The following is a 22659-nucleotide window of genomic DNA, read 5'->3' on the forward strand; positions in this document are numbered from 1 at the left end:
TGCCGCTCGATACCCTATAGATTGGTGATATCGGGACCGATTTCAACGGAAAGAGCGCAGCCATGTCCCCCGCCGAAAATGACAACAATCCCCCATCTGCCGTTCAGGAGCAGGCAGCCGAAAAACCGAAGGTTCTTTCGCCGGCCGCCGAACGGGCCCTTCGGGAGGCCGAAGCCCGCCGCCAGGCCGAAAAGGAGGCGAGCCTGCCCACGGAATATGGCGGCCGCGGCGGGGCCGATCCCTCGCGCTTCGGCGACTGGGAGATCAATGGCCGCGCCATCGACTTCTGACACAACCTTACCGTTCAGCAGATATATAGACACGCTTTTGCCGCTTGATATTCTGCCCCCATAAACGGGGGAAGGCACTCATGAAGCGGATGTTTACGGCGATGCTTGCTCTGGTTGTTTTTGCGGGAGCCTCGCTCGCAGCCGATGTTCCACGTGGAACGCGCTGGGAAAAGGCAATCCTGCCGGTCGTTCCCGTGAGAATGACCTGCAAGTCGGCGAGCTCCTGCTACGAGGCGGTGGAGCTCTGGTGCGGCGGCTATTACGGCGCCGACCGCGACGGAGACGGCATCCCCTGCGAAACCGTCTGCTCCAGCCGGGCAGAGGTGCAGGCCATCGAGGCGGAGATCGGCTGCGATCTGTGAGGGCGTCTCTTGCGTCGGCCAAGCCAGGTTAATGTTTATTTTATTTGCCTAAAATAGAATACTGCCTGCGGCCTTTCTCGCAGGTGATATATGACCCGTTACCGCATGTTCGTTGACGATACGGGAAACGTGCACAACTCTACCTCTAACCATCCGCAGCAAAGATATGCGGGGGTAGTGGGTGTCATTTTTGCGAATGACTACCTGGAAAATGTGTTCCGACCGGGATTCGACCGCCTTCGGGAGCGTCATTTCGGTCGACTTGAAGACGGCAGTCTGCCTATCCTTCACCTCCGGAAAATGAAAAGTGCGGGCCGGGAGAGCATATTCGGTTGTCTGAATGACCCCGCAAAACGAGCGCGCTGGGAAGCAGATTGTCTGTCGATGTTCAGAAGAGCGCAGTTCTCGGTTATTGCAGTCGGAATTGACAAAGTGGAATTCTATGCCCGGCATCCTGAATGGCAGGGTAGCGTATACGATCTTCTCGTGGGCAATGCCGTTGAGCGCTACTTCTACTTTCTCCGAAACCGTGGCCAGGGAGACGTTGAAGCAGAGGCAACGAATTCACGGCTTGATCGTGAATTGAAGGCTCTCTACCGGAACTTCTTCGAAAACGGCACAGATCACATTCCCGGACATCGGTTACAGAAATGCCTGACGTCTCGGGAAATAAAGATCAAGCCGAAATCCAGTGAAAACATCGGCCTTCAGTTTGCAGATCTCTTGGCGAGTTGCTGTCTGGCACATCTAAAGCATTTATATGGTTCAGGTCCGCCTTTAGCGGGAATGGCCGCAGATATCGTCCGCATACTGGAAGAACGAAAATACTATCGCCGTACCGACGACAGCTCCCCTCATGGTTTTGGCAGAATATGGCGGCCATAAAAAATAAACGGCCCAGAAAGGGCCGCCCAAGCTTCCAAGCTTGTCCCTCCAGCAGGACTGGATTGGGTCAACAATAGCGGGAAAATCCCACCTATGTCAACGACACCCTAATGTAGTCGATCCCGGCCTTCCTCAGGCCGGGAGCTCCGTCGCATTACGGGCCATGTTCGGTGTCAGCCCTTGTTCTGCCGGTTGGCGATCAAATCGTCGACAACGGAGGGATCGGCGAGTGTCGAGGTGTCGCCGAGCGAGCCGAAATCGTCCTCGGCGATCTTGCGCAGGATGCGGCGCATGATCTTGCCCGAGCGGGTCTTCGGCAGGCCGGGCGCGAACTGGATCTTGTCCGGCGAGGCGATCGGACCGATTTCCGAGCGGACATGCTTGACCAGTTCCTGGCGCAGCTGGTCGGTCGGCTCGTGGCCGGCCATCAGCGTCACATAGCAGTAGATGCCCTGACCCTTGATGCCATGCGGATAGCCGACGACGGCGGCTTCCGAGACCAGATGGTGCGAGACAAGCGCCGATTCCACTTCGGCCGTACCGAGGCGGTGACCGGAAACGTTCAGCACGTCATCCACGCGGCCGGTGATCCAGTAATAGCCGTCCTCGTCGCGGCGGCAGCCGTCACCGGTGAAATACTTGCCCTTGTAGGTGGAGAAGTAGGTCTGGATGAAGCGGTCGTGATCGCCGTAGACCGAGCGGGCCTGGCCCGGCCAGCTGTCGGTGATGCAGAGATTGCCGTCGGTCGCGCCTTCGAGAACATTGCCCTCGTTGTCGACCAGCTCCGGCTTGACGCCGAAGAAGGGACGGGTGGCCGAACCCGGCTTCAGGTCCGTGGCGCCCGGCAGCGGCGTGATCATGATGCCGCCCGTTTCCGTCTGCCACCAGGTATCGACGATCGGGCATTTCTGCTCCCCGACGACATTGTAATACCATTCCCAGGCTTCGGGATTGATCGGCTCGCCGACGGAGCCGAGCAGGCGCAGCGTCGAGCGCGAGGAGCGCTTGACGAATTCGTCGCCTGCACCCATCAGCGAACGGATGGCGGTGGGCGCGGTGTAGAAGATGTTGACCTTGTGCTTGTCGATCACTTCCCAGAAGCGCCCCTGATCCGGGAAGGTCGGGATGCCCTCGAACATGACCGTGGTCGCGCAATTGGCGAGCGGCCCGTAGACGATGTAGGAATGGCCGGTCACCCAGCCCACATCCGCCGTGCACCAGTAGATATCGCCCTCGTGATAGTCGAAGACATATTCGTGGGTCATCGAGGCATAGACGAGATAGCCGCCGGTCGTGTGCATCACGCCCTTGGGCTTGCCGGTGGAACCGGATGTATAGAGGATGAAGAGCGGGTCTTCGGCCTTCATCTTCACCGGCTCGCAATGGGGCTTAACGGTCGCCATTTCCTGGTGGTACCAGTGGTCGCGGCCCGGCGCCCAGCCGATCTTGCCGCCCGTGCGGCGAACGACGAGCACGTTGTGCACGATGACGAACTGCTTGGCCGCCAGATCGATCGCGATATCGGTGTTTTCCTTGAGGGGCACCGGCTTGCCGCCGCGCACGCCCTCGTCGCAGGTAATCACGAAGGTGGATTCACAATCGACGATGCGGCCGGCCAGCGCTTCCGGCGAGAAGCCGCCGAAGACGATGGAATGGATGGCGCCGATGCGGGCGCAGGCGAGCATCGCATAGGCCGCTTCCGGGATCATCGGCATGTAGATGGTGACGCGATCGCCCTTCTTGACGCCCATCTTCTTCAGCACGTTCGCCAGGCGGCAGACATGCTCGTAGAGCTCGTTATAGGTGATCTTCTTGTCGATGTAGGGGTTGTCGCCTTCCCAGATGATGGCGGTCTGGTTGCCATGGGTCTTCAGGTGGCGGTCGATGCAATTGTAGGAAACGTTCGTCAGACCGTCCTCGAACCACTTGATCTGTGCCTTGCCCTTGAAGGAGGTGTTCTTCACCTTGGTATAGGGCTTGAACCAGTCGATGCGCTTGCCGTGCTTGCCCCAGAACTTTTCCGGGTCCTCGATGCTCTCCTCGTACCACTTCAGGTACTTCTCGTTATCGATCAGGGCCTGGGCTTTGGCAGACTTCAGGACTGGATACGTCTTCGACGCCATGTACTCCTCCTCTTGGCACGGCAGGGCGACCGGGCACCGGTTCCATGTGCTCACCCCCCGGATCGCGATCGTCGGGGGGACCATAGCATGTCGATCTGCCCCGGCAATTAGACAAAGGTACCCGAAATACAGGGTCCCGCAATTCTGAAACCGGATCTGTTATGCATCCTTTGCATTGCACTGCCAATTGCATTTGAGCCTGTTTGCGGTTATACACCTCCGCATTTCCCGGAAATCTGGTAGTGATACCACGGCCCGCGACCCCGGCGCGGACGGACAGAAGGACTATATCCATGGCTCAACAGTTGCTCATGCCGAAGGCGACCGCCATCTGGCTGGTTGACAACACGGCGCTCTCGTTTGACCAGATCGCTCAGTTCTGCAGGCTCCACCCGCTCGAAGTGAAGGCCATCGCCGATGGCGAAGCCGCCCAGGGCATCAAGGGCCTCGACCCGATTTCCACCGGCCAGCTCTCGCGCGACGAAATCGCCCGCGGCGAGGCAAATCCCGACTACAAGCTGAAGCTTTCCGAGCCGAAGGTCCGCGTGCCGGAATCCAAGCGCAAGGGTCCGCGCTACACCCCGGTTTCCAAGCGCCAGGACCGCCCGAACGCCATTCTCTGGCTGGTGCGCAACCATCCGGAACTCAAGGATGCGCAGATCTCGCGCCTGGTCGGCACCACCAAGTCGACGATCGAGCAGATCCGCGACCGCAGCCACTGGAACTCCGCCAACCTGACCGCCATGGACCCGGTGACGCTCGGCCTCTGCAGCCAGATCGATCTCGACATGGAAGTGGAAAAGGCCGCCAAGAGCCGTCCGCTGCCCACCGCCGCCGAACTCGGCGCGACGCTGCAGCCGGCCTACGAAACCGAAAAGGGCGGCTTCGACTACGGCCAGGAAGAGGAGAAGGAAATCGACGCCGATGCCGTCTTCGCCAAGCTGAAGTCGCTGAAGTCGGACCGTCCGGCCGACGAGGACGAGGACGATCTCTACTGAGACCGGCTCCGCACCCCGGAACATGCAAAACCCCGCACGTGAAAACGGCGGGGTTTTTTGCTGGGCGGAGTTTGCCGGAGTGTAGCTTCTGCCTGGCGTGGCGAGGAGTTTGCGGATGGGCACCCCCTCTGCCCTGCAACCGTCGTGTTTGACGTACGGCACCCCCCTCTGCCCTGCCGGGCATCTCCCCCTCAAGGGGGGAGATCGGGATGCCGTTATCTTGGCAGTCCCCAGCCACCGTTTCAGCAAATCAGACGTTTGTTGTCTGGGGAAACCAAAAACCGCAATGTCGATCTCCCCCCTTGAGGGGGAGATGTCCCGGCAGGGACAGAGGGGGGTGCGCATCGGCACACTCAACGCCGCGCGAGGCAAACGGGCGTGCGCCAATCGCAACACCCCGCAAGGCCAAACGCCATATACCCTTCAGGCCTCACCCGTGGCCGTGCGCCTTCAGATGTTCGGTGATCTCGTCGAGGATGGCGGGATCGTCGATGGTGGCGGGCATCTTCCAGGGGAGGCCGTCGGCGATCTTCTGCATGGTGCCGCGCAGGATCTTGCCGGAGCGGGTCTTGGGCAGCCGTTCGACGATCATGACGGTCTTGAAGGCGGCCACCGGGCCGATCTCGTCGCGCACCAGGTTGACGATTTCCTTCTTGATCAGCGCCGCATCGCGCGTGACCTTGTTCTTCAGCACCAGGAAGCCGCAGGGGATCTGCCCCTTGAGCTCGTCCGCAATGCCGATGACGGCGCATTCGGCGACATCGGGATGCATGGCGCAGACCTCTTCCATGGCGCCCGTCGAGAGGCGATGGCCGGCGCAATTGATGATGTCATCCGTGCGCGCCATGATGAAGAGATAGCCGTCCTTGTCCATGTAGCCGGCATCCGCCGTCTTGTAATAGCCGGGGAACTCGGCAAGGCAGGAGGAGCGGAAGCGCTCGTCGGCATTCCAGAAGGAGACGAGGCAGCCCGGCGGAAGCGGCAGCTTGACAACCACGTTGCCGAGCGTATCCGGCCCGACCGGATGGCCCTCGTCGTCCAGCACCTCGATCTTGTAACCCGGAACGGCAACGGAGGGCGAGCCGTATTTCACCGGCAGCTGGCCGAGGCCGATGGGGTTGCAGGCCATGGGCCAGCCGGTTTCCGTCTGCCACCAGTGATCGATCACGGGGACGTTCAGCATCCTTTCCGCCCATTTGATCGTCTCCGGATCGGCACGCTCGCCGGCGAGGAAGAGGGTGCGGAAGCGGGACAGATCGTATTTCGCGACGAATTCGCCGTCCGGATCGTCGCGGCGGATGGCGCGGAAGGCGGTGGGTGCGGTGAACAGCGCCTTGACGTCGTGTTCGGAAACCACGCGCCAGAAGGTGCCCGCATCCGGGGTGCCGACGGGCTTGCCTTCGAAGATGATGGTCGTGTTGCCCGTGAGAAGCGGGCCGTAGACGATGTAGGAGTGGCCGACCACCCAGCCGATGTCGGAAGCGGCCCAGAACACCTCGCCGGGATTGACGCCGTAGAGGTTCCTCATCGTCCACTGGAGGGCGACCATGTGGCCGCCATTGTCACGGACGACGCCTTTCGGCTGGCCCGTGGTACCGGAGGTATAGAGCACATAGAGCGGATCGGTGGCGAGAACGGGAACGCAGGGCACGCGGGTGCCCTTCTGCCGCTCGGCATCGACCGCCGTTTCGAAATCCACGTCGCGTCCGGCGTGGAGCGGCGCGTGCAGCTGGTCGCGCTGGTAGACGAGGCAATGGGCCGGCTTGTGCTGCGCCATGTCGATCGCGTGGTCGAGCAGCGGCTTGTAGGCGACCGTGCGGCCGGGCTCGAGACCGCAGCTGGCGGTAATCACGAGCTTGGCCGCGCAATCGTCGATGCGGGTGGCAAGCTCGTGGGCGGCAAAGCCGCCGAAGACCACCGAATGCACCGCGCCGAGGCGGGAACAGGCCAGCATGGAGAAGACGGCCTGGGGGATCATCGGCATGTAGATGATGACGCGGTCGCCCTTGCCGATCCCGAGCGCGGCGATGGCGGTGGCCACGGCCTCCACCTCCTTCAGCACCTCCGCATAGGTGAAGGACTGCTTCGCGCCGGTCATCGGGCTGTCGTAGATCACCGCCTTCTGGTCGCCGCGTCCGGCTTCCACGTGGCGGTCGAGACAGTTGTAGCAGGTATTGGTCTCGGCATCGGGAAACCACCGCCCGTAAACGCCGGCGGAACCGTCGAAGATCGCGTCCGGCTTGCGGAACCAGCGGATCTTTTCCGCCTCCTTCCGCCAGAAGGCTTCCGGATCGGCGCTCCATTGAGCGTAGGTCTCGTGGTAACGGCTTTGCATTGTTTCCTCCCGATGGCTGCGACCGGTTGTCGTTTGCGGGGGTGGCCGGCCTCCCGGCCGAAGGCGCGACAGGCAGCCCGTCCCCCCCTCAGTCCGCGCGGAATTTATCGGGGAAACGAAGCGCAGGAAAACCCATACTAAAGCACGATAAGGTGCGCGGGAGCGCAGTCGCAGGTGGCAAAGCCTCCCGAATCTTCCCGGTTTGACAAAAGACAGCCAGGCGCCGAACGTCGGCCACGGCGCGCCTCGTCTGGCGCGGGGGAGGGAAAATCATGACGAGTATCGTACGCACATCCTGGGCGGGTGCAGCCATCTATGCGCTGGTCGGCATGGGCTTCGGCATCTGGATGTCCGCCAGCGGCAATCACCTCTATGCACCGGCGCATGCCCATCTCAATCTGCTCGGCTGGGTATCCATCGCGCTCTTCGGCGCCTATTACCAGCTTTTCCCGCAGGCAGCCCGGGGACTGCTCCCGGTACTGCAGGTCGGGGCCATGCATCTCGCCACCATCCTGATGTTCCCGGGTGTCATCATGGCGATCAATGGCACCGGCGATGCATTGGCAAAAGCCGGCGCCGTGCTCGGGGTGATCTCCATGCTGCTCTTCCTGGTGGTCGTGCTGCGGACCCGCACGAGCCCCTGAGGTCAGCGGGCGCCGAAGATCGCCGATCCCACGCGCACGCTCGTCGCACCGAAGGCGACCGCCGTTTCGAAATCGCCGGACATGCCCATGGAGAGCTTCGCCAGCCCGGCCTCAGCCGCAAGCCTGGCGAGCAGCGCGAAATGCGGCCCGGGGTTTTCCTCTGCGGGGGGAATGCACATGAAGCCGAGGACATGGAGCCCCAGCTCGTCACGGCAGAATCCGGCAAAGGAAACGGCGTCGTCCGGTGCGATGCCGGCTTTTTGCGGTTCCAGCCCGGTGTTGACCTGCACATAGACGGGGACGTTCCGGCCCTGTGCCTTCATCTCCGCGGCCAGCGCCCGGGCGATCTTTTCCCGGTCCACGGTCTCGATCACGTCGAAGAGCGCGACCGCATCGGCCGCCTTGTTCGATTGCAAGGGACCGATGAGATGAAGCTCGATGCCCGGAGTTTCCGCCTTGAGCGCCGGCCACTTGCCCTGACTTTCCTGAACGCGGTTCTCGCCGAAGACCCGCTGGCCGGCGGCGATCACGGGGCGGATGTCGTCGGCCTCGAAGGTCTTGGAGACGGCCACGAGCGACACCGATCCCGGCGCCCGGCCTGCGGCCTTTTCCGCCGCCGCGATCTTCTGCCTGACGTCTTCCAGTCTCTGCTCGATGGTCATCCCGGGCCCCATTGGCTGATTGAACAACGCGACTGAAGTAAACCGCCCGGGCCGCCTTGCCAAGGCTGCATTCTGCCGGCCCCTCTGCCCCGGCCCAAACTTTGCCGCTCTTGGCCGCCAGAAACTTGACGCTCGAACGGTTTCATGGTGAAGGTCAGCGCCAATTCTTCCCTGATTTTCTGGAATTTTCTCGACATGGCCAACGAACGTTACAATCCGCGCGACGCCGAGCCCCGGTGGCAGGCGAAATGGACCGAGAACAAGGTCTTCGAAACCGACAACAACGATCCGCGCGAGAAATATTACGTGCTCGAGATGTTCCCCTATCCGTCGGGGCGCATCCACATGGGCCATGTGCGCAACTACGCCATGGGCGATGTGGTGGCACGCTACAAGCGCGCCCGCGGCTATAACGTGCTGCATCCGATGGGCTGGGACGCCTTCGGCATGCCGGCCGAAAACGCGGCGATGAAGAACAAGGTTCACCCCAAGGCCTGGACCTACGAGAACATCGCCACCATGCGCGGCCAGCTGAAGAGCATGGGCCTTTCGCTGGACTGGTCGCGCGAGTTCGCCACCTGCGACGTGGATTACTACCATCGCCAGCAGCACCTGTTCCTGGACTTCCTGGAGAAGGGCCTCGTCTACCGCAAGAACTCCAAGGTCAACTGGGACCCGGAAGACATGACGGTTCTGGCCAACGAACAGGTCATCGACGGCCGCGGCTGGCGTTCCGGCGCGCTCGTGGAACAGCGCGAGCTGACCCAGTGGTTCTTCAAGATCACCGATTTCAGCCAGGATCTGCTGGATTCGCTCGAAACGCTCGACCAGTGGCCGGAAAAGGTCCGGCTGATGCAGAGGAACTGGATCGGCCGCTCGGAAGGCATGACCATCCGCTGGGACGTGGTGGCTGACGCCGCCGCCTCCGGCCATGACGAGGTGACGGTCTACACGACCCGCCCGGACACCCTCTTCGGCGCCTCCTTCCTGGCGATCGCCGCCGATCATCCGCTGGCGAAGGCCGTATCGGAAAAGAACGAGGCCGTTCGCCAGTTCTGCGAGGAGTGCCGCCGCGCCGGAACCTCGCTTGCCGCGCTGGAAACCGCCGAGAAGAAGGGTATCGACACCGGCGTCAAGGTGCGCCATCCACTGGATCCCGCATGGGAACTGCCGGTCTATGTCGCGAACTTCGTGCTGATGGACTATGGCACCGGCGCCATCTTCGGCTGCCCCTCGGGCGACCAGCGCGATCTCGATTTCGCCCGCAAGTACGACCTGCCGGTGGTGCCGGTCGTGATGCCGCGCGACGGCGATGCCGCAAGCTTTGCGGTGGGCGACGTGGCCTATGACGGCGATGGGGTGATGATCAATTCCCGCTATCTCGACGGCCTCTCCACCGAAGAAGCCTTCGAGGAGGTGGCAAGGCGCATTTCCGCACAGACGCTGCGCGGCGCACCGCAGGGCGAGCGCAAGGTGAACTTCCGCCTGCGCGACTGGGGCATCTCGCGCCAGCGCTACTGGGGCTGCCCGATCCCGGTCATCCATTGCGAGGTCTGTGGCGTGGTTCCGGTTCCGAAGAAGGACCTGCCGGTCAAGCTGCCTGACGACATCGATTTCGACAAGCCGGGCAACCCGCTCGACCGTCACCCCACGTGGCGGCATGTATCCTGCCCCTGCTGCGGCAAGGACGCGCGGCGCGAAACCGACACGATGGACACCTTCGTCGATTCCAGCTGGTACTTCGCCCGCTTCACGGCACCCTGGGAGAAGAACCCGACCGATCCTTCAGCCGCCAACAGCTGGCTGCCGGTCGACCAGTATATCGGCGGCATCGAACACGCGATCCTGCATCTCCTCTATTCGCGCTTCTTCACCCGCGCCATGCAGGCGACCGGCCATCTGGACCTGAAGGAACCCTTCAAGGGCCTCTTCACCCAGGGCATGGTGGTGCATGAGACCTATAGCCGCGGGGAGGGCCTGAGCCGCGAGTGGATCGCCCCTGCCGACCTCAGGATCGAGGAAACGGACGGCCAGCGCCGCGCCTTCCTGCTCGAATCCGGCGAAGAAGTGAAGATCGGCTCCATCGAGAAGATGTCGAAGTCGAAGAAGAACGTGGTGGATCCGGATGACATCATCGGCTCCTACGGGGCAGACACGGCCCGCTTCTTCGTGCTGTCCGACAGCCCGCCGGACCGCGACGTGATCTGGTCGGAAGCCGGCGTCGAAGGGGCGCACCGCTTCGTTCAGCGCGTCTGGCGCCTGATCTCCGAGGCTGCCCCCCAGCTGTCGGGCGTGGCCGCGAAGCCCGCTCTGGACGGCGAGGCGATGGCGATCTCGCAGGCCGCGCACAAGACGCTGAAGGCGGTGCAGAACGATTATGACAAGCTGGCCTTCAACAAGGCCGTGGCGCGGATCTACGAGCTGGTGAACAGCCTCGCCGCTCCGCTGACGGCAGCCGCTGCGGGCAAGGCCGATGAAGCCACCCGCGCCGCGCTGCGGGAGGCAGCCAATATCCTCGTCCAGCTCGTCGCGCCGATGACGCCCCATCTTGCGGAGGAATGCTGGTCGATCCTCGGCAATGAAGGCCTTGTCGCCACCACCGGATGGCCTGCCTACCTGGAAGCCCTGGTCTCCGAAAACGAGATCACGCTTCCGGTGCAGATCAACGGCAAGAAAAGGGCCGAATTGACAATTGCCCGCGACGCTGACCAGAATGCCGTCACTTCGGCCGTTCTGGCGCTCGCACCGGTGCAGCAGGCCCTCGAGGGCAAGGCACCGAAGAAAGTCATCGTCGTTCCGCAAAGGATCGTGAACATTGTCGTCTGAACCGAAAAAGCCCCTCCGGCGCGCGGCGCTGGTCGCCCTGGCCCTGGCCGGTGCAAGCCTGCTTTCCGCCTGCCAGGTGCGCCCTCTCTATGACAGCGAAGGCGCAACCGCAGCCCGGCTCGGCTCCATTTCCTTCTCCGAAGCCAGCACGCGCGTGGGGCAGGAGGTCAGGAACCGCCTGATCTTCCTGACATCTGGCGGGGCGGGCGAGCCTGCAACGGCGGATTACGACGTGGACCTCAAGGTTTCGAGCAGCGTTTCGAAGCTGCTGCTGATCGATTCCTCCGATACCGCAAGGGCGGCCAAGGTGACCGTTTCGGCCACCTACAGCATTACCCGCAACAGCGACAGCCAGATACTCAAGTCGGGCAGGCGGTCCGCCGTGGCTCTGGTGGATTATTCCATCCAGGAATTTGCCAATACGCGGGCGGTTCTGGACGCAGAGGACCGTGCGGCAAAGGAACTGGCCGAGCTGGTGCGGGCGGACATCGCCACCGCCCTCTCGCGCTGAGCCATGGCCGAAATCAAGAACCACGAATTCGAGGGGCTTCTCAGGCGGAAGCCCCTGCCTTACCGGCTGTTCGTGATCTTCGGACCGGACCGGGGGCTTGTTTCCGAGCGGGCCGCGGAACTCGCAGCGCTGTCCGGCGTCGATCTCAAGGATGATTTCTCGGTCGTGCGTCTCGACGCCTCGGATCTTTCCGCCCAGCCCGGACGCATCGTAGAAGAGATGAATTCTCTCGGCCTCTTCGGCGGCAGCCGGCTGGTGTGGGTGAGGGGAGGCGGCAACGAGAAGGGGCTGGTCGACGCCCTGTCGATCCTGTCGGAAGAGCCGCCGGCGGACAGCATGCTGATCGTCGAAGCCGGCGACCTCAAGAAGGGCACGGGATTGCGCAAGATTGCCGATGCCAGCCCGCGGGTCGGAAGCATAGCCTGCTACGCGGACGATACCAAGGCGCTCAATGCCCTCATCGACAGCGAGTTGTCATCGAGCGGCCTGCGCATCACGCCGGATGCGCGGGGACTGCTTCTTGAAAGCCTGGGCGGGGACCGGATTGCCTCACGCAACGAGATCCGCAAGCTCGCCCTCTACTGCAAGGGCGAGGATGCCATCGACGAACAGCATGTGCGGGATATCATCGGCGATGCCAGTGCCATCTCGACGGACGAGGCCGTGGATGCGGTGCTCAGCGGCGACCGCGACCAGTTTCTACATGCTGCAGAGAAGATCGCCCAGTCCAAGACGCCGATCTTCTTGGTGCTGCAGGGCTGCCTGCGCCAGTTTCAACTGCTCGACCAGATGCGGATGGAGATGGACGAGAAGCGCCTTCAGCCCGCACAGGTGATGCAGACGCTCGGCCGCGGCGTGCATTTCAAGCGCAAACCGATCATCGAACGGGCCTTGCGGACCTGGTCCGCGCCGGCTCTTGCCCGTGAAATGAATCGCCTGCACATGGCCGTGCTGCAATGCCGGCAGCGCCCTCAGCTGGAAGAAAGCATCGCGCTGCAGATCCTGCTGTCGATCACCCTCCAGTCCGCCCGCGCGCCGGCCCGATCGTAACGGCCGCGAATCGAATCAGCGGCGTTCCAGAAGCCGGCAGATGTCTTCGAGCTGTTCCAGCGTGCGGTAGGAAATCTTGATGCTGCCGGCATTGCCCTTGTGGGCGATGCTGACTTCGAGCCCGAGCGCATCGGTGAGCGTACGTTCGAGCGCGAGCGTGTCGGAATCCTTTTCGGTCTTCCCGCTCTTGGCTGCGGGCGAAGACAGGCCCTTGATGTCGTTCTGGGCAAGCTTTTCCGCATCGCGAACCGAAAGACCCTTGTGAACGATGGTCCGGGCAAGCGCGGCCGGATCGGATGTCGAAACGAGTGCGCGCGCATGGCCTGCGGAAAGCGAGCCATCGGCCAGCATATCCTTGACCGGTTCCGGCAGTTTCAGAAGACGCAGGCTGTTGGCCACATGGCTGCGGCTCTTGCCGATGATCTCTCCCAGATCGTTCTGCGTATAGCCATGTTCCGAAATCAGCTGCTCATAGCCCAGGGCCTCTTCCAGAGGATTGAGATCGGCACGCTGGACGTTCTCGACGATGGCAATCTCGAGAGCGGTTCGATCATCGACGTCACGGACGATGACAGGGACCTCGACGAAACCGGCAAGCTGGGCCGCCCGCCAGCGCCGCTCGCCCGCGATGATTTCGTACTGGTTCGGCCCAAGCGTGCGTACGACCACGGGCTGGACAATTCCGTGCTGCCGGATCGAGGAGGCGAGGTCCTGCAGCTCCGCCTCATCGAAATAGCGGCGCGGGTTGCGCGGGTTGCGCGAGATATACTCGATGGGAACGAGACGATCAGGATTCACGCCGGGCCGGGCCGTATCCGCCTGCAGCGGCTGATCCATCTCGCCGATGAGAGCGGCCAGACCTCGTCCCAGGCGGCGCTTCGAGAGATCGTCGTTCATCGAATTACTCCTTACTATTCAATAGCTTAAGCGGCTTTCCGCTGGCGCTCGCGCTGAATGACTTCCGAAGCGAGCTGGAGATAGGCCTGGCTGCCTGCACATTTCAGATCGTAGAGAATGGCTGGCTTTCCGTAGGAAGGCGCCTCGGAGACCCGGACGTTCCGGGGGATCAGCGTATGATATACCTTGTCTCCGAGATGGGTACGCACATCGCTGACGACCTGCTGCGCCAGATTGTTGCGTGAGTCGAACATGGTCAGCACGATGCCCTGGATGTCGAGCGTCGGATTGACGGTACGCCGGACCTGATCGACCGTTTCGAGCAGTTGGCTGAGCCCCTCGAGCGCAAAGAATTCGCACTGAAGGGGAACTAGCACCGAGTGGGCGGCAGCCATGGCATTCATGGTCAGCAGGTTAAAGGAGGGCGGGCAATCCACCAGGATGTAGCTGAAGGCCTGCGCTTCAGCCCCCTGAAGCGAACGCTTCAGCCGGAAGACACGATCGGGCTGGCTGGCGATTTCCATCTCGAGACCGAGCAGGTCCATGGTGGAGGGGATGATGAAGAGGTTCGGAACGGCGGTCTGAACGGCCGTTTCGCCAACCGTGGATGCTCCGATCAGCACGTCATAGGACGAGTGCACACGATTGCGCCGGTCGATGCCCAGCCCGGTGCTCGCATTTCCCTGCGGATCGAGATCGATGATCAGGACCTTCTCGCCAATGGCCGCCAGCGCCGTTGCCAGATTGATGGCTGTCGTGGTTTTCCCGACGCCGCCCTTCTGATTGGCAATGGTGATGATCCGGTTCTTTTCCGTGCGCATAAAGCCACCCGTGTTTCTATGACTTGCTCCGAACAGAATGCAGCTCGAGAATGACGGAATCCGCTTCAACGCTGCTCTTGTGTTCTACCAGATCAAATTCCCATCTGCCACGCGCTTTCGCGATTTCGGCCCGGTAATCCCGTCCTTTATGGAAATAGGCAACGGTATCGGGATTCGCGGCCATCCAGGGAGCGCTGAAGCTGCATAACAGGTCGAGTTCCGCAATGGCGCGGGCGCTGATGGCGTCGACCCGCGGGAACTCAGCCCAGACATCTTCGATCCGCTTGGGATGGATCGTGCCGCGAGCCCCCGTCTCCAGCAGGGCCGTGCGCAGAAATGCCGCCTTTTTCTGGTTGCTTTCCACGAGATGCACCCAGCCATCGCCGAGCTCTGCGAGAAAGATTGCGGTGATGATGCCCGGAAAGCCGCCGCCGCTTCCGAGATCCGCCCATGTGAGCGGGCGGGGCGCGAGCTGGAAGATCTGCGCACTATCGGCGATATGCCTCTCCCAGAACTGCTCCTTGGTGGAGGGCGCAACAAGGTTGATTGTCCTTGCCCATTTGCGGAACAGCTGCTCGAACAGCTGCAGGCGCTCCTGTGTTTCACGTGAAACACGTTGACCGTTTAGTTGCATCAAAAGACTCTTTTCGATTGAATCAGGCCGCGGACATATGCGCGCGCCGGATGAGTGCAAGCAGGAGCGAGAGAGCGGCAGGGGTCATTCCATCGATGCGCGCGGCTTGCGCGATGTTGGCCGGCCGTTCGCGCGAGAGCTTGAGCTTGAGCTCATTCGACAGACCGGACACGGTTTCGAAATCGAAATCCGGCGGGATGACAGCAGCCTCTTCCCGACGCACCATCTGGATATCCGCCTCCTGGCGGTGCAGGTAGACGGCGTATCCCGCCTCGATCTCCATCGCTTTCCGAACATTGGCGGGTATCGCATCCATGAAGGGGAAGGCGGCGGCGAGTGTCTCGAAACTCTGGCCGGGGTGCGCGAGCAGGTCGTAAGCCGAACGTCGCTGGCCGTCGAGATTCAGCGCTATCCCATGCTTGCGGGCTTCGTTGGGCGTGATGTCATGCGCTTTGAGCAGGATGCGCGCGTAATCGAGATCGGCCTGATAGGCCTCAAACCGCTGTCTTCTTTCGGCCCCGACGCAACCGAGCGCGATTGCAAGCGGCGTCAGGCGCTGATCGGCGTTATCGGCCCGCAACGAGAGCCGGTACTCCGCGCGGGATGTAAACATGCGATAAGGTTCGGTAATCCCCCGGCTCGTCAGATCATCGATCATGACGCCGATATAGGACTGCGTACGGCTGAAGATGAAGGGCGCGCGTCCCTGGGCGTGGCATGCGGCGTTGAGACCGGCCACCAGGCCCTGCGCTGCCGCTTCCTCGTAACCCGTAGTCCCGTTGATCTGACCTGCCAGATAGAGTCCGCTGGCCTTCTTCACGGCCAGGGTCTGATCGAGTTCGCGCGGATCCACATGATCATATTCGATCGCATAGCCCGGCTGCAGGATGCGCACGTTTTCGAGCCCGGGAATGGTTCTGATGAAGGCTTCCTGCACATCGGCCGGAAGGGATGTGGAGATGCCGTTGGGATAGACGGTCGGGTCATCAAGTCCCTCAGGCTCCAGAAAGATCTGATGGCCGTCGCGCTCGCCGAAGCGCACGATCTTGTCTTCGATGGAGGGGCAGTAACGCGGGCCCACCCCTTCGATCTGCCCGGAATACATGGCGGACCGATGAATGTTGTCCTGGATGATCTGATGAGTTGCCGGGTTGGTCCGGGTGATGCCGCACTTGATCTGCGATACGGTGATCCTGTCGGTCATGAAGGAGAAGGGGACCGGATCCTCGTCCGCATCCTGCATGTCGAGCGCGGACCAGTTGATGGTATTGCCGTCGAGACGGGCCGGAGTCCCGGTCTTCAGGCGGCCGAGCGCCAGCCCCAGAGCGCGCAAGCTTCCCGATAGCCCGGTAGAGGGCGGCTCGCCCATGCGCCCGGCGGCCTGTCGTTCGTTTCCAATGTGAATCAATCCATTGAGGAATGTCCCGGTGGTAACAACCACGGCCGGGGCAGAAAGCTGCCGTCCATCGGACAACCGCAGGCCGGACACCAGGTGTTCGTCCATGATGAGGTCGTGAGCATCGCCCTCGACCACTTCAAGGCCCTCAACGGCCGAGATCGCCCTCTGCATGGCCTCGCGATACAGTTTCCGGTCCGCCTGCGTGCGCGGTCCGCGCACGGCATGACCCTTCCGCCGATTGAGCATCCGGAACTGGATCCCGGATTCATCGGCGACACGTCCCATCAGACCGTCAAAGGCATCGACCTCCCGGACAAGATGCCCCTTTCCCAATCCGCCAATGGCGGGATTGCAGGACATCACGCCGATCGTGTCGGCACGGTGTGTAACGAGGGCAGTCCGGGCGCCCAGACGCGCGGCAGCCGCAGCCGCCTCACAGCCGGCGTGACCGCCTCCAATGACGATGACATCGAATCGATTCATTAACCTTCACCGAAGATTGTTTCACGTGAAACGCTTGTTTCGGAATCGAATCGGAAGTGTTTCACGTGAATCATCACTTTCCGATGCAGAAGCTCGAGAAAATGATGTCCAGAAGCCCTTCCGTATCCACATGGCCGGTAATCCGCCCGAGCGATACGCCGGCAACGCGCAGATACTCTGCACGCAGATCGAGATGGGAGTCCGGAGTGGCGAGCGCCAGCTCTATCGCTTCCAGGGTCTCCCTCAGGAGGCTCACATGCCGGATTCTCGATGGAATAGCAAGGGAAAAGGCCTCCGACATCGTGCTCAGATCCTTCACAAGATGATCGAGAAGCGCCTCGATGCCGGACCCCGTCTTCACCGATATGCAGAGGTCGTGGCCGCCTGAAGCCGCGTCGGCCGCAAGGTCGGCCTTCGTCCCGACGCGGATAATCCGGCGTGCTTCGGGTATTTCTCCCGGCTGTGCACTCCCATCCATGGGTGACAGGTGAAGAACCACGTCGGCATCTCTCGCCGCTGCGCGGGCTCGCCTTATGCCTTCCTGTTCTATCTCGTCACCCGTCTCGCGCATCCCCGCCGTATCGAGGACAGTAACGGCAAAACCGCCGATATCCAGGTCGACAGAGAGGATGTCGCGCGTTGTGCCGGGGACGGGGGTGACGATCGCGACATCCCGACCCGCCAGGTGGTTGAGCAGACTAGACTTGCCGGCATTCGGCTCGCCGATCAGCACCACCTTCAGGCCATTGCGGATGATCTCGCCGACCCGTGCCCCATCAAGATGATGGCGGATCTCCTGGCAGAGATGCTCCATGTCGACCCATACGGTGGACGACACCGAGCCGGGAACATCATCCTCATCCGCAAAATCGAGCTCTGCCTCGATCATCGCCCGTGCGTGAGTAAGACGCCTGGCCCAGCTGTCATACATCGACGTCAGATGGCCCTGTGCCTGTTCGAGGGCGAGGCGGCGCTGCATCTCGGTCTCTGCCACCAGCAGGTCGGAGAGACCTTCCACTTCCAGAAGATCGAGCTTTCCATTGGAAAGGGCCATCCGGGTAAACTCGCCCGCCTCGGCGGCGCGTGTCTCCGGAAACTCTTCGAGCACTGCGAGAAGGCGGGACACGACCGCCTTGCCGCCATGTACCTGAAACTCCGCGCAATCGGCACCGGTAAAGGACGCCGGCGCGGCAAAGAAGAGCACGAGCCCCCGGTCAATCACCTGTCGGTTTCGGTCCCGAATCGTTCTGAGCGCCGCCTGCCGGGGAGGAGGTACGGAACCGACAAGACTTTTCAGGATATCCCGGGTTGCAGGCCCCGATACACGGACGACCGCGACTCCTGACGGAACCGAGCCGCTCGAGAGGGCGTAGATGGTTTTCTCCATGGATGCTCTCCAGGCTGCCGGAATGCAAACGGGCCCCTGAGGGCCCGCTGATGTTCCTGAATCCGGCTAAAGGTCAGGTGTTCATCGAGTCGAAGAAGTCTGCATTGTTCTTCGTCTGCTTGAGCTTGTCGATGAGAAACTCGATCGCATCCGTGGTGCCCATCGGCGCAAGGATGCGGCGAAGAACGAAAATCTTCTGCAGGTCCTGGCGTGGAACGAGGAGATCCTCCTTTCGCGTGCCGGACTTGAGAATGTCCATGGCCGGGAAGATGCGCTTGTCTGCCACCTTGCGGTCAAGCACGATTTCGGAGTTGCCGGTGCCCTTGAATTCTTCGAAGATAACTTCGTCCATGCGGCTTCCGGTATCAATCAGCGCGGTCGCGATGATCGTCAGGGATCCGCCTTCCTCGATGTTTCGGGCGGCACCGAAGAAGCGTTTCGGGCGCTGCAGCGCGTTCGCATCCACACCGCCGGTCAGCACCTTGCCGGAAGAGGGAACCACGGTGTTGTAGGCGCGGCCGAGGCGGGTGATCGAATCCAGCAGAATGACCACGTCGCGGCCATGTTCCACGAGACGCTTCGCCTTTTCGATGACCATTTCGGCCACCTGCACGTGGCGCACCGCTGGTTCGTCGAAGGTGGAGGACACCACTTCGCCGCGCACCGAGCGCTGCATGTCGGTGACTTCCTCCGGGCGTTCGTCGATCAGCAGAACGATCAGGTAGCATTCGGGATGGTTGGCCGTGATCGAATGGGCGATGTTCTGCAGCAGAACGGTCTTACCCGTGCGGGGCGGTGCCACGATCAGGCCGCGCTGGCCCTTGCCGAGCGGTGCCACGAGATCGATCACGCGGGATGAGAGATCCTTGGACGTGGGCACGTCCAGTTCCATCTTGAAGCGCTCGTTGGGATAGAGCGGCGTCAGGTTGTCGAAATGGACCTTGTGCCGGATCTTCTCGGGATCGTCGAAATTGATGGTGTTGACCTTGAGAAGCGCGAAATAGCGCTCGCCTTCCTTCGGCCCGCGAATGGGGCCTTCCACGGTATCGCCGGTCTTCAGCGAGAAGCGGCGGATCTGGGAGGGGGAAATGTAGATGTCGTCTGGGCCCGGCAGGTAGTTGGCATTGGCGGAACGCAGGAAGCCGAAACCGTCCTGGAGGACTTCCACGACGCCTTCGCCGATGATTTCGACATCCTGGCTCGCCAGCATTTTCAGAATTGCGAACATCAGCTCCTGCTTGCGCATGGTGCTCGCATTCTCGACTTCAAGCGATTCGGCAAAGGCCAGGAGATCGGTCGGAGTCTTGTTCTTGAGTTCCTGTAGCTTCATTTCAGCCATGAACAGACCATAGATTGGGTAATGTGGGGGAAGGCGTGTTTCACGAATTCGGTCTGTGGATCAAAGGCCTCAGACGACGGAATGCATACATGCCGCGAAGAAGAGATGGCGGGAAAATAGCGACAAGCTTCCGCCACCGCAAGGGGGTGCGGCGAGAAAGCGCGAAACACCGCCAGCGCGCTTTCTCATGCCGGTTTCAGAACGGCTGAACGATCACCAGAATGACGATCAGGATCATCAGCACCGTCGGAACCTCGTTAATGAGGCGCCAGAAGCGCGCGGTCCGCCGGTTTTCGTCCCGGGCGAATGCCTGCGCCGAACGGGCAAAGAAGCCATGCGCGGCGCTGAGCCCGACCACGGCCAGCAATTTCGCATGCAGCCATCCGCCCTCGAAATGATGGACCGTCCAGGCGAGGTAGAGCCCGAAGATCCAGGACAGCGCCATGGCGGGACCCATGATGACCTTCAGAAGCCGCTGCTCCATGACCTTGAAGGTCTCGGACTGGACGGATCCGACCGGTGCATCCGTGTGGTAGATGAAGAGCCGGGGCAGGTAGAGCATCCCGGCCATCCATGAGATCACGGCAATGACATGCAGCGCCTTCACCCAGAGATAGACCCGGGCAGGATCGCCGAGAAGCAGCAACGCCCCGATCCCGGCAAAGAAGACAAGAGCGACACCCGCCCTCAGCTGTGCACTGCGCCCCGGTCTCGCATCGGTCTGCTTCTCCATGCCATCACCCCCTGAACCGGCGCACCTGCTCGACGAGACGCGTGACGGTGTCCGGATTGGCCTGCGGCGTGATGCCGTGTCCGAGATTGAAGATCAGGGGACCGTGCCCGAGCCTGTCGAGGATGGCGGCAATGCCCGTTTCCAGCGCCTCGCCGCCGGCAACCACCCGCATGGGATCGAGATTTCCCTGCACCGGGCCATCCTTCTGCAGTTCGGCTGCGAAGGAAAGCGGGACCGACCAGTCGAGGCCGATGGCATCCGCGCCGGTCTTCTGGCGGTAGGACTTGAGCATGTAGCCCGCACCCTTGGCAAAGGCGATGATCCTGGCGCCCGGCCGGGCCGCCCGTACATTGTCGATCATCCGCTTCACCGGCTCGACGGCAAAGGCTTCGAATTCCGCTTCGCCGAGCACGCCCGCCCAGCTGTCGAAGATCTGCACGGCATCCGCGCCCGCATCGATCTGCCGGATGAGATATTCCGACGAGACATCGGCGAGGAAGCCGAGCAACTGGCGGAAGGCCTCGGGATGCCGGTAGGCGAAGAGCCGGGCAGGGGCCTGGTCTGGCGTTCCATGCCCCGCGATCATGTAGGTCGCCACCGTCCAGGGCGCACCACAGAAGCCGAGCAGTGTCGTTTCGGCAGGAAGTTCGGCCCTCAGCCGCCGCACAGTCTCGAAGACCGGGGCGAGATGACCCCACATCCCGTCTTCCTTCAGGGCTGCAATGCCTGCCTCGTCGATCGGGTCCATCTCCGGGCCATGTCCCTCGGTAAAGCGCACATTGCGCTTCAGCGCGTCGGGAATGACGAGAATATCGGAAAAGAGGATGGCCGCGTCGAAACCATAGCGGCGGATCGGCTGCAGCGTCACTTCCACCGCATGCTCGGGGCTATAGCAGAGATCGAGGAAGGAGCCTGCCTTTGCCCGTGTCGCCCGATACTCCGGGAGATACCGTCCTGCCTGCCGCATCAGCCAGAGGGGAGGAGGCGTCAGCGTCTTTCCTTCCAGGACCTGGAGGATTTTCCGTTCGGTGACAGACAAGGGGGAACTCCCATAAAAAAACAAAGAGATATTGAATTGTTTCTATTTCTTAGAGTCGGTGGGTATCAAGGATTAAAAACAATACACCGTCGATGCCATTTGCCGCAGACACGAAAACGAGCTGTGAAAGAATGAAACGCGAACGAAAGAAGTCCGTTGTTGAGCAGTCGGAATTCTCAAGGATTCCAGAGGCTAACGTATAAGGTGTTCTGTGGAAAACCTGTGACTCGACACTGCATATCAGCAACCCGGTCAAAGCTTGTCCCCAAAGCCCACAGGCCCTCCGTGAATGCTTCCCGGCGAGGCCCGATGTGGAAAAGACGGAGGTTTTCCACTTGCCTCGACCGGAGCCGGCGCATTACCTCTGTCTCTCCCGTTCTATCAACAGAGGCCGGAAGATAGCGTGGAGAACAGAAAAAACTTCTTTCATCTGCACCTGATTTCTGACTCGACGGGAGAGACGCTGATCTCCGCCGGACGCGCTGCATCAGCGCAATTTCCGGGCAGTCACGCCATCGAGCATGTCTATCCGCTGATTCGGAATCGCAAGCAGCTGCTCCCGGTACTCGCCGCCATCGACCAGACACCGGGGATCGTCCTCTACACCGTTGTGGACAGGGAGCTCGCCGGCGTAATCGACAAGACATGCCGGGAAATGGGCGTGCCCTCGGTGAATGTCATCGAGCCGGTCATGGATATCTTCCAGGCCTATCTCGGCGCACCCTCCAGGCGCCGGGTGGGGGCCCAGCACCGCATGAACGCGGATTACTTCGCCCGGATCGAAGCCCTCAACTTCACCATGGATCACGACGACGGCCAGTTGCCCGACGATTATGACGAGGCGGACGTGGTGATCGTCGGCATCAGCCGTACCTCGAAGACGCCGACGAGCATCTATCTTGCCAATCGCGGCATCCGGACCGCCAACCTGCCGCTTGTCCCGGGCGTGCCCCTGCCGGAGGCGCTCGTGAAGGCGACGAAGCCGCTGATCGTCTGTCTCACGGCCACGTCGGACCGGATCTCCCAGGTTCGCGAAAACCGGGTTCTCGGAACCACCGGCGATTTTCATGGCGGGCAGTATACAGACCGTGCCACCATAACCGAGGAGCTGAAATATGCCCGCTCCATCTGCGCGAGAAACAACTGGCCGATGATCGACGTCACCCGCCGTTCCATCGAGGAGACGGCGGCAGCCATCGTTGCCCTGCGGCCGAAGTTGCGTTAACGCCTGCGGTACTGGA

At 61.8% G+C, this 22659-nt stretch carries 20 protein-coding genes; 9 read left to right on the top strand and 11 right to left on the bottom strand.

What is annotated here, in order from left to right; translation table 11 throughout:
- Positions 1-62 precede the first annotated feature (62 nt).
- The 3 genes from GGR23_RS19975 to GGR23_RS19985 all read left to right on the top strand — a co-directional run bounded on the left by GGR23_RS19975 (position 63) and on the right by GGR23_RS19985 (position 1537).
- Positions 63-290, top strand: coding sequence for a DUF1674 domain-containing protein (locus GGR23_RS19975; RefSeq protein WP_183368089.1), 228 nt, complete (start codon positions 63-65; stop codon positions 288-290).
- An 80-nt stretch (positions 291-370) separates the two neighbouring features.
- Positions 371-652 (top strand): excalibur calcium-binding domain-containing protein, encoded by a 282-nt coding sequence (locus tag GGR23_RS19980; protein WP_183368193.1) that lies wholly within the window; start codon positions 371-373, stop codon positions 650-652.
- 90 nt (positions 653-742) lie between these two features.
- On the top strand, positions 743-1537 hold the full coding sequence (locus tag GGR23_RS19985; RefSeq protein WP_183368090.1) for a DUF3800 domain-containing protein: 795 nt from the start codon (positions 743-745) through the stop codon (positions 1535-1537).
- A 173-nt stretch (positions 1538-1710) separates the two neighbouring features.
- Here GGR23_RS19985 and acs read toward each other — a convergent pair whose 3' ends face one another.
- Positions 1711-3660 carry an acetate--CoA ligase gene (gene acs / locus GGR23_RS19990; protein ID WP_183368091.1) on the bottom strand — a complete coding sequence of 650 codons (1950 nt, stop codon included), beginning with the start codon at positions 3658-3660 and terminating at the stop codon, positions 1711-1713.
- A gap of 293 nt (positions 3661-3953) precedes the next feature.
- On the opposite strand from acs, the gene GGR23_RS19995 reads away from it, so the two are divergent.
- Entirely contained in the window at positions 3954-4658 is a 705-nt protein-coding gene (locus GGR23_RS19995; RefSeq protein WP_183368093.1) for a DUF1013 domain-containing protein, read from the top strand.
- 430 nt (positions 4659-5088) lie between these two features.
- On the opposite strand, the gene GGR23_RS20000 is transcribed toward GGR23_RS19995, so the two are convergent.
- Positions 5089-6993 (bottom strand): propionyl-CoA synthetase, encoded by a 1905-nt coding sequence (locus tag GGR23_RS20000; RefSeq protein ID WP_183368095.1) that lies wholly within the window; start codon positions 6991-6993, stop codon positions 5089-5091.
- A 272-nt stretch (positions 6994-7265) separates the two neighbouring features.
- Here GGR23_RS20000 and GGR23_RS20005 point away from each other — a divergent pair, with 272 nt between their 5' ends.
- Complete coding sequence (locus GGR23_RS20005; RefSeq protein ID WP_183368097.1) at positions 7266-7637, top strand: hypothetical protein; 372 nt, start codon at positions 7266-7268, stop codon at positions 7635-7637.
- Between the two features lie 2 nt (positions 7638-7639).
- Here GGR23_RS20005 and GGR23_RS20010 read toward each other — a convergent pair whose 3' ends face one another.
- The gene (locus GGR23_RS20010) at positions 7640-8299 is read right to left on the bottom strand and encodes a YggS family pyridoxal phosphate-dependent enzyme (protein WP_183368098.1); all 660 of its coding nucleotides are present in this window, start codon (positions 8297-8299) and stop codon (positions 7640-7642) included.
- A gap of 195 nt (positions 8300-8494) precedes the next feature.
- On the opposite strand from GGR23_RS20010, the gene leuS reads away from it, so the two are divergent.
- The 3 genes from leuS to holA are packed head-to-tail and all read left to right on the top strand — an operon-like array spanning position 8495 to position 12686.
- Positions 8495-11125, top strand: coding sequence for a leucine--tRNA ligase (leuS, locus tag GGR23_RS20015; protein ID WP_183368100.1), 2631 nt, complete (start codon positions 8495-8497; stop codon positions 11123-11125).
- Positions 11115-11636, top strand: coding sequence for an LPS assembly lipoprotein LptE (gene lptE, locus GGR23_RS20020; RefSeq protein ID WP_183368102.1), 522 nt, complete (start codon positions 11115-11117; stop codon positions 11634-11636). The genes leuS and lptE overlap by 11 nt, the downstream gene beginning before the upstream one ends.
- 3 nt (positions 11637-11639) lie before the next feature.
- Positions 11640-12686 carry a DNA polymerase III subunit delta gene (holA, locus tag GGR23_RS20025; protein ID WP_183368103.1) on the top strand — a complete coding sequence of 349 codons (1047 nt, stop codon included), beginning with the start codon at positions 11640-11642 and terminating at the stop codon, positions 12684-12686.
- Positions 12687-12701: 15 nt separating this feature from the next.
- Here holA and GGR23_RS20030 read toward each other — a convergent pair whose 3' ends face one another.
- The 8 genes from GGR23_RS20030 to hemE all read right to left on the bottom strand — a co-directional run bounded on the left by GGR23_RS20030 (position 12702) and on the right by hemE (position 21418).
- On the bottom strand, positions 12702-13583 hold the full coding sequence (locus tag GGR23_RS20030) for a ParB/RepB/Spo0J family partition protein (RefSeq protein WP_183368105.1): 882 nt from the start codon (positions 13581-13583) through the stop codon (positions 12702-12704).
- A gap of 26 nt (positions 13584-13609) precedes the next feature.
- The gene (locus GGR23_RS20035; protein WP_183368107.1) at positions 13610-14404 is read right to left on the bottom strand and encodes a ParA family protein; all 795 of its coding nucleotides are present in this window, start codon (positions 14402-14404) and stop codon (positions 13610-13612) included.
- A gap of 16 nt (positions 14405-14420) precedes the next feature.
- Positions 14421-15038: a 16S rRNA (guanine(527)-N(7))-methyltransferase RsmG gene (rsmG, locus tag GGR23_RS20040; protein WP_183368109.1), complete on the bottom strand. Its 618-nt coding sequence runs from the start codon at positions 15036-15038 to the stop codon at positions 14421-14423.
- A 22-nt stretch (positions 15039-15060) separates the two neighbouring features.
- Positions 15061-16920 (bottom strand): tRNA uridine-5-carboxymethylaminomethyl(34) synthesis enzyme MnmG, encoded by a 1860-nt coding sequence (gene mnmG, locus GGR23_RS20045; protein ID WP_183368111.1) that lies wholly within the window; start codon positions 16918-16920, stop codon positions 15061-15063.
- Between the two features lie 73 nt (positions 16921-16993).
- A complete protein-coding gene (gene mnmE / locus GGR23_RS20050) occupies positions 16994-18307 on the bottom strand; it encodes a tRNA uridine-5-carboxymethylaminomethyl(34) synthesis GTPase MnmE (RefSeq protein ID WP_183368113.1) in 1314 nt (437 codons plus the stop codon).
- Positions 18308-18380: 73 nt separating this feature from the next.
- A complete protein-coding gene (gene rho, locus GGR23_RS20055) occupies positions 18381-19646 on the bottom strand; it encodes a transcription termination factor Rho (RefSeq protein ID WP_183368115.1) in 1266 nt (421 codons plus the stop codon).
- A gap of 196 nt (positions 19647-19842) precedes the next feature.
- Positions 19843-20379 carry a protoporphyrinogen oxidase HemJ gene (gene hemJ / locus GGR23_RS20060; RefSeq protein WP_183368117.1) on the bottom strand — a complete coding sequence of 179 codons (537 nt, stop codon included), beginning with the start codon at positions 20377-20379 and terminating at the stop codon, positions 19843-19845.
- Positions 20380-20383: 4 nt separating this feature from the next.
- The gene (gene hemE, locus GGR23_RS20065; protein WP_183368119.1) at positions 20384-21418 is read right to left on the bottom strand and encodes a uroporphyrinogen decarboxylase; all 1035 of its coding nucleotides are present in this window, start codon (positions 21416-21418) and stop codon (positions 20384-20386) included.
- 403 nt (positions 21419-21821) lie between these two features.
- On the opposite strand from hemE, the gene GGR23_RS20070 reads away from it, so the two are divergent.
- The gene (locus tag GGR23_RS20070) at positions 21822-22643 is read left to right on the top strand and encodes a pyruvate, phosphate dikinase/phosphoenolpyruvate synthase regulator (protein ID WP_183368121.1); all 822 of its coding nucleotides are present in this window, start codon (positions 21822-21824) and stop codon (positions 22641-22643) included.
- The last annotated feature ends 16 nt before the right edge of the window (positions 22644-22659 follow it).

It is taken from the genome of Gellertiella hungarica (assembly GCF_014197145.1).
In the GTDB taxonomy this organism is placed as follows: Bacteria; Pseudomonadota; Alphaproteobacteria; order Rhizobiales; family Rhizobiaceae; genus Gellertiella; species Gellertiella hungarica.

What these genes read in the sequence shown, in the direction of transcription:
- GGR23_RS19975 (WP_183368089.1), top strand. Translation starts at nt 63, where the DNA reads ATGTCCCCCGCCGAAAATGACAACAATCCCCCATCTGCCGTTCAGGAG.
- leuS (WP_183368100.1), top strand. Translation starts at nt 8,495, where the DNA reads ATGGCCAACGAACGTTACAATCCGCGCGACGCCGAGCCCCGGTGGCAG.
- GGR23_RS19985 (WP_183368090.1), top strand. Translation starts at nt 743, where the DNA reads ATGACCCGTTACCGCATGTTCGTTGACGATACGGGAAACGTGCACAAC.
- GGR23_RS20035 (WP_183368107.1), bottom strand. Translation starts at nt 14,404, where the DNA reads ATGCGCACGGAAAAGAACCGGATCATCACCATTGCCAATCAGAAGGGC.
- GGR23_RS20000 (WP_183368095.1), bottom strand. Translation starts at nt 6,993, where the DNA reads ATGCAAAGCCGTTACCACGAGACCTACGCTCAATGGAGCGCCGATCCG.
- rsmG (WP_183368109.1), bottom strand. Translation starts at nt 15,038, where the DNA reads ATGCAACTAAACGGTCAACGTGTTTCACGTGAAACACAGGAGCGCCTG.
- GGR23_RS20005 (WP_183368097.1), top strand. Translation starts at nt 7,266, where the DNA reads ATGACGAGTATCGTACGCACATCCTGGGCGGGTGCAGCCATCTATGCG.
- GGR23_RS20030 (WP_183368105.1), bottom strand. Translation starts at nt 13,583, where the DNA reads ATGAACGACGATCTCTCGAAGCGCCGCCTGGGACGAGGTCTGGCCGCT.
- holA (WP_183368103.1), top strand. Translation starts at nt 11,640, where the DNA reads ATGGCCGAAATCAAGAACCACGAATTCGAGGGGCTTCTCAGGCGGAAG.
- GGR23_RS19995 (WP_183368093.1), top strand. Translation starts at nt 3,954, where the DNA reads ATGGCTCAACAGTTGCTCATGCCGAAGGCGACCGCCATCTGGCTGGTT.
- rho (WP_183368115.1), bottom strand. Translation starts at nt 19,646, where the DNA reads ATGGCTGAAATGAAGCTACAGGAACTCAAGAACAAGACTCCGACCGAT.
- mnmE (WP_183368113.1), bottom strand. Translation starts at nt 18,307, where the DNA reads ATGGAGAAAACCATCTACGCCCTCTCGAGCGGCTCGGTTCCGTCAGGA.
- acs (WP_183368091.1), bottom strand. Translation starts at nt 3,660, where the DNA reads ATGGCGTCGAAGACGTATCCAGTCCTGAAGTCTGCCAAAGCCCAGGCC.
- GGR23_RS20010 (WP_183368098.1), bottom strand. Translation starts at nt 8,299, where the DNA reads ATGACCATCGAGCAGAGACTGGAAGACGTCAGGCAGAAGATCGCGGCG.
- hemJ (WP_183368117.1), bottom strand. Translation starts at nt 20,379, where the DNA reads ATGGAGAAGCAGACCGATGCGAGACCGGGGCGCAGTGCACAGCTGAGG.
- GGR23_RS19980 (WP_183368193.1), top strand. Translation starts at nt 371, where the DNA reads ATGAAGCGGATGTTTACGGCGATGCTTGCTCTGGTTGTTTTTGCGGGA.
- mnmG (WP_183368111.1), bottom strand. Translation starts at nt 16,920, where the DNA reads ATGAATCGATTCGATGTCATCGTCATTGGAGGCGGTCACGCCGGCTGT.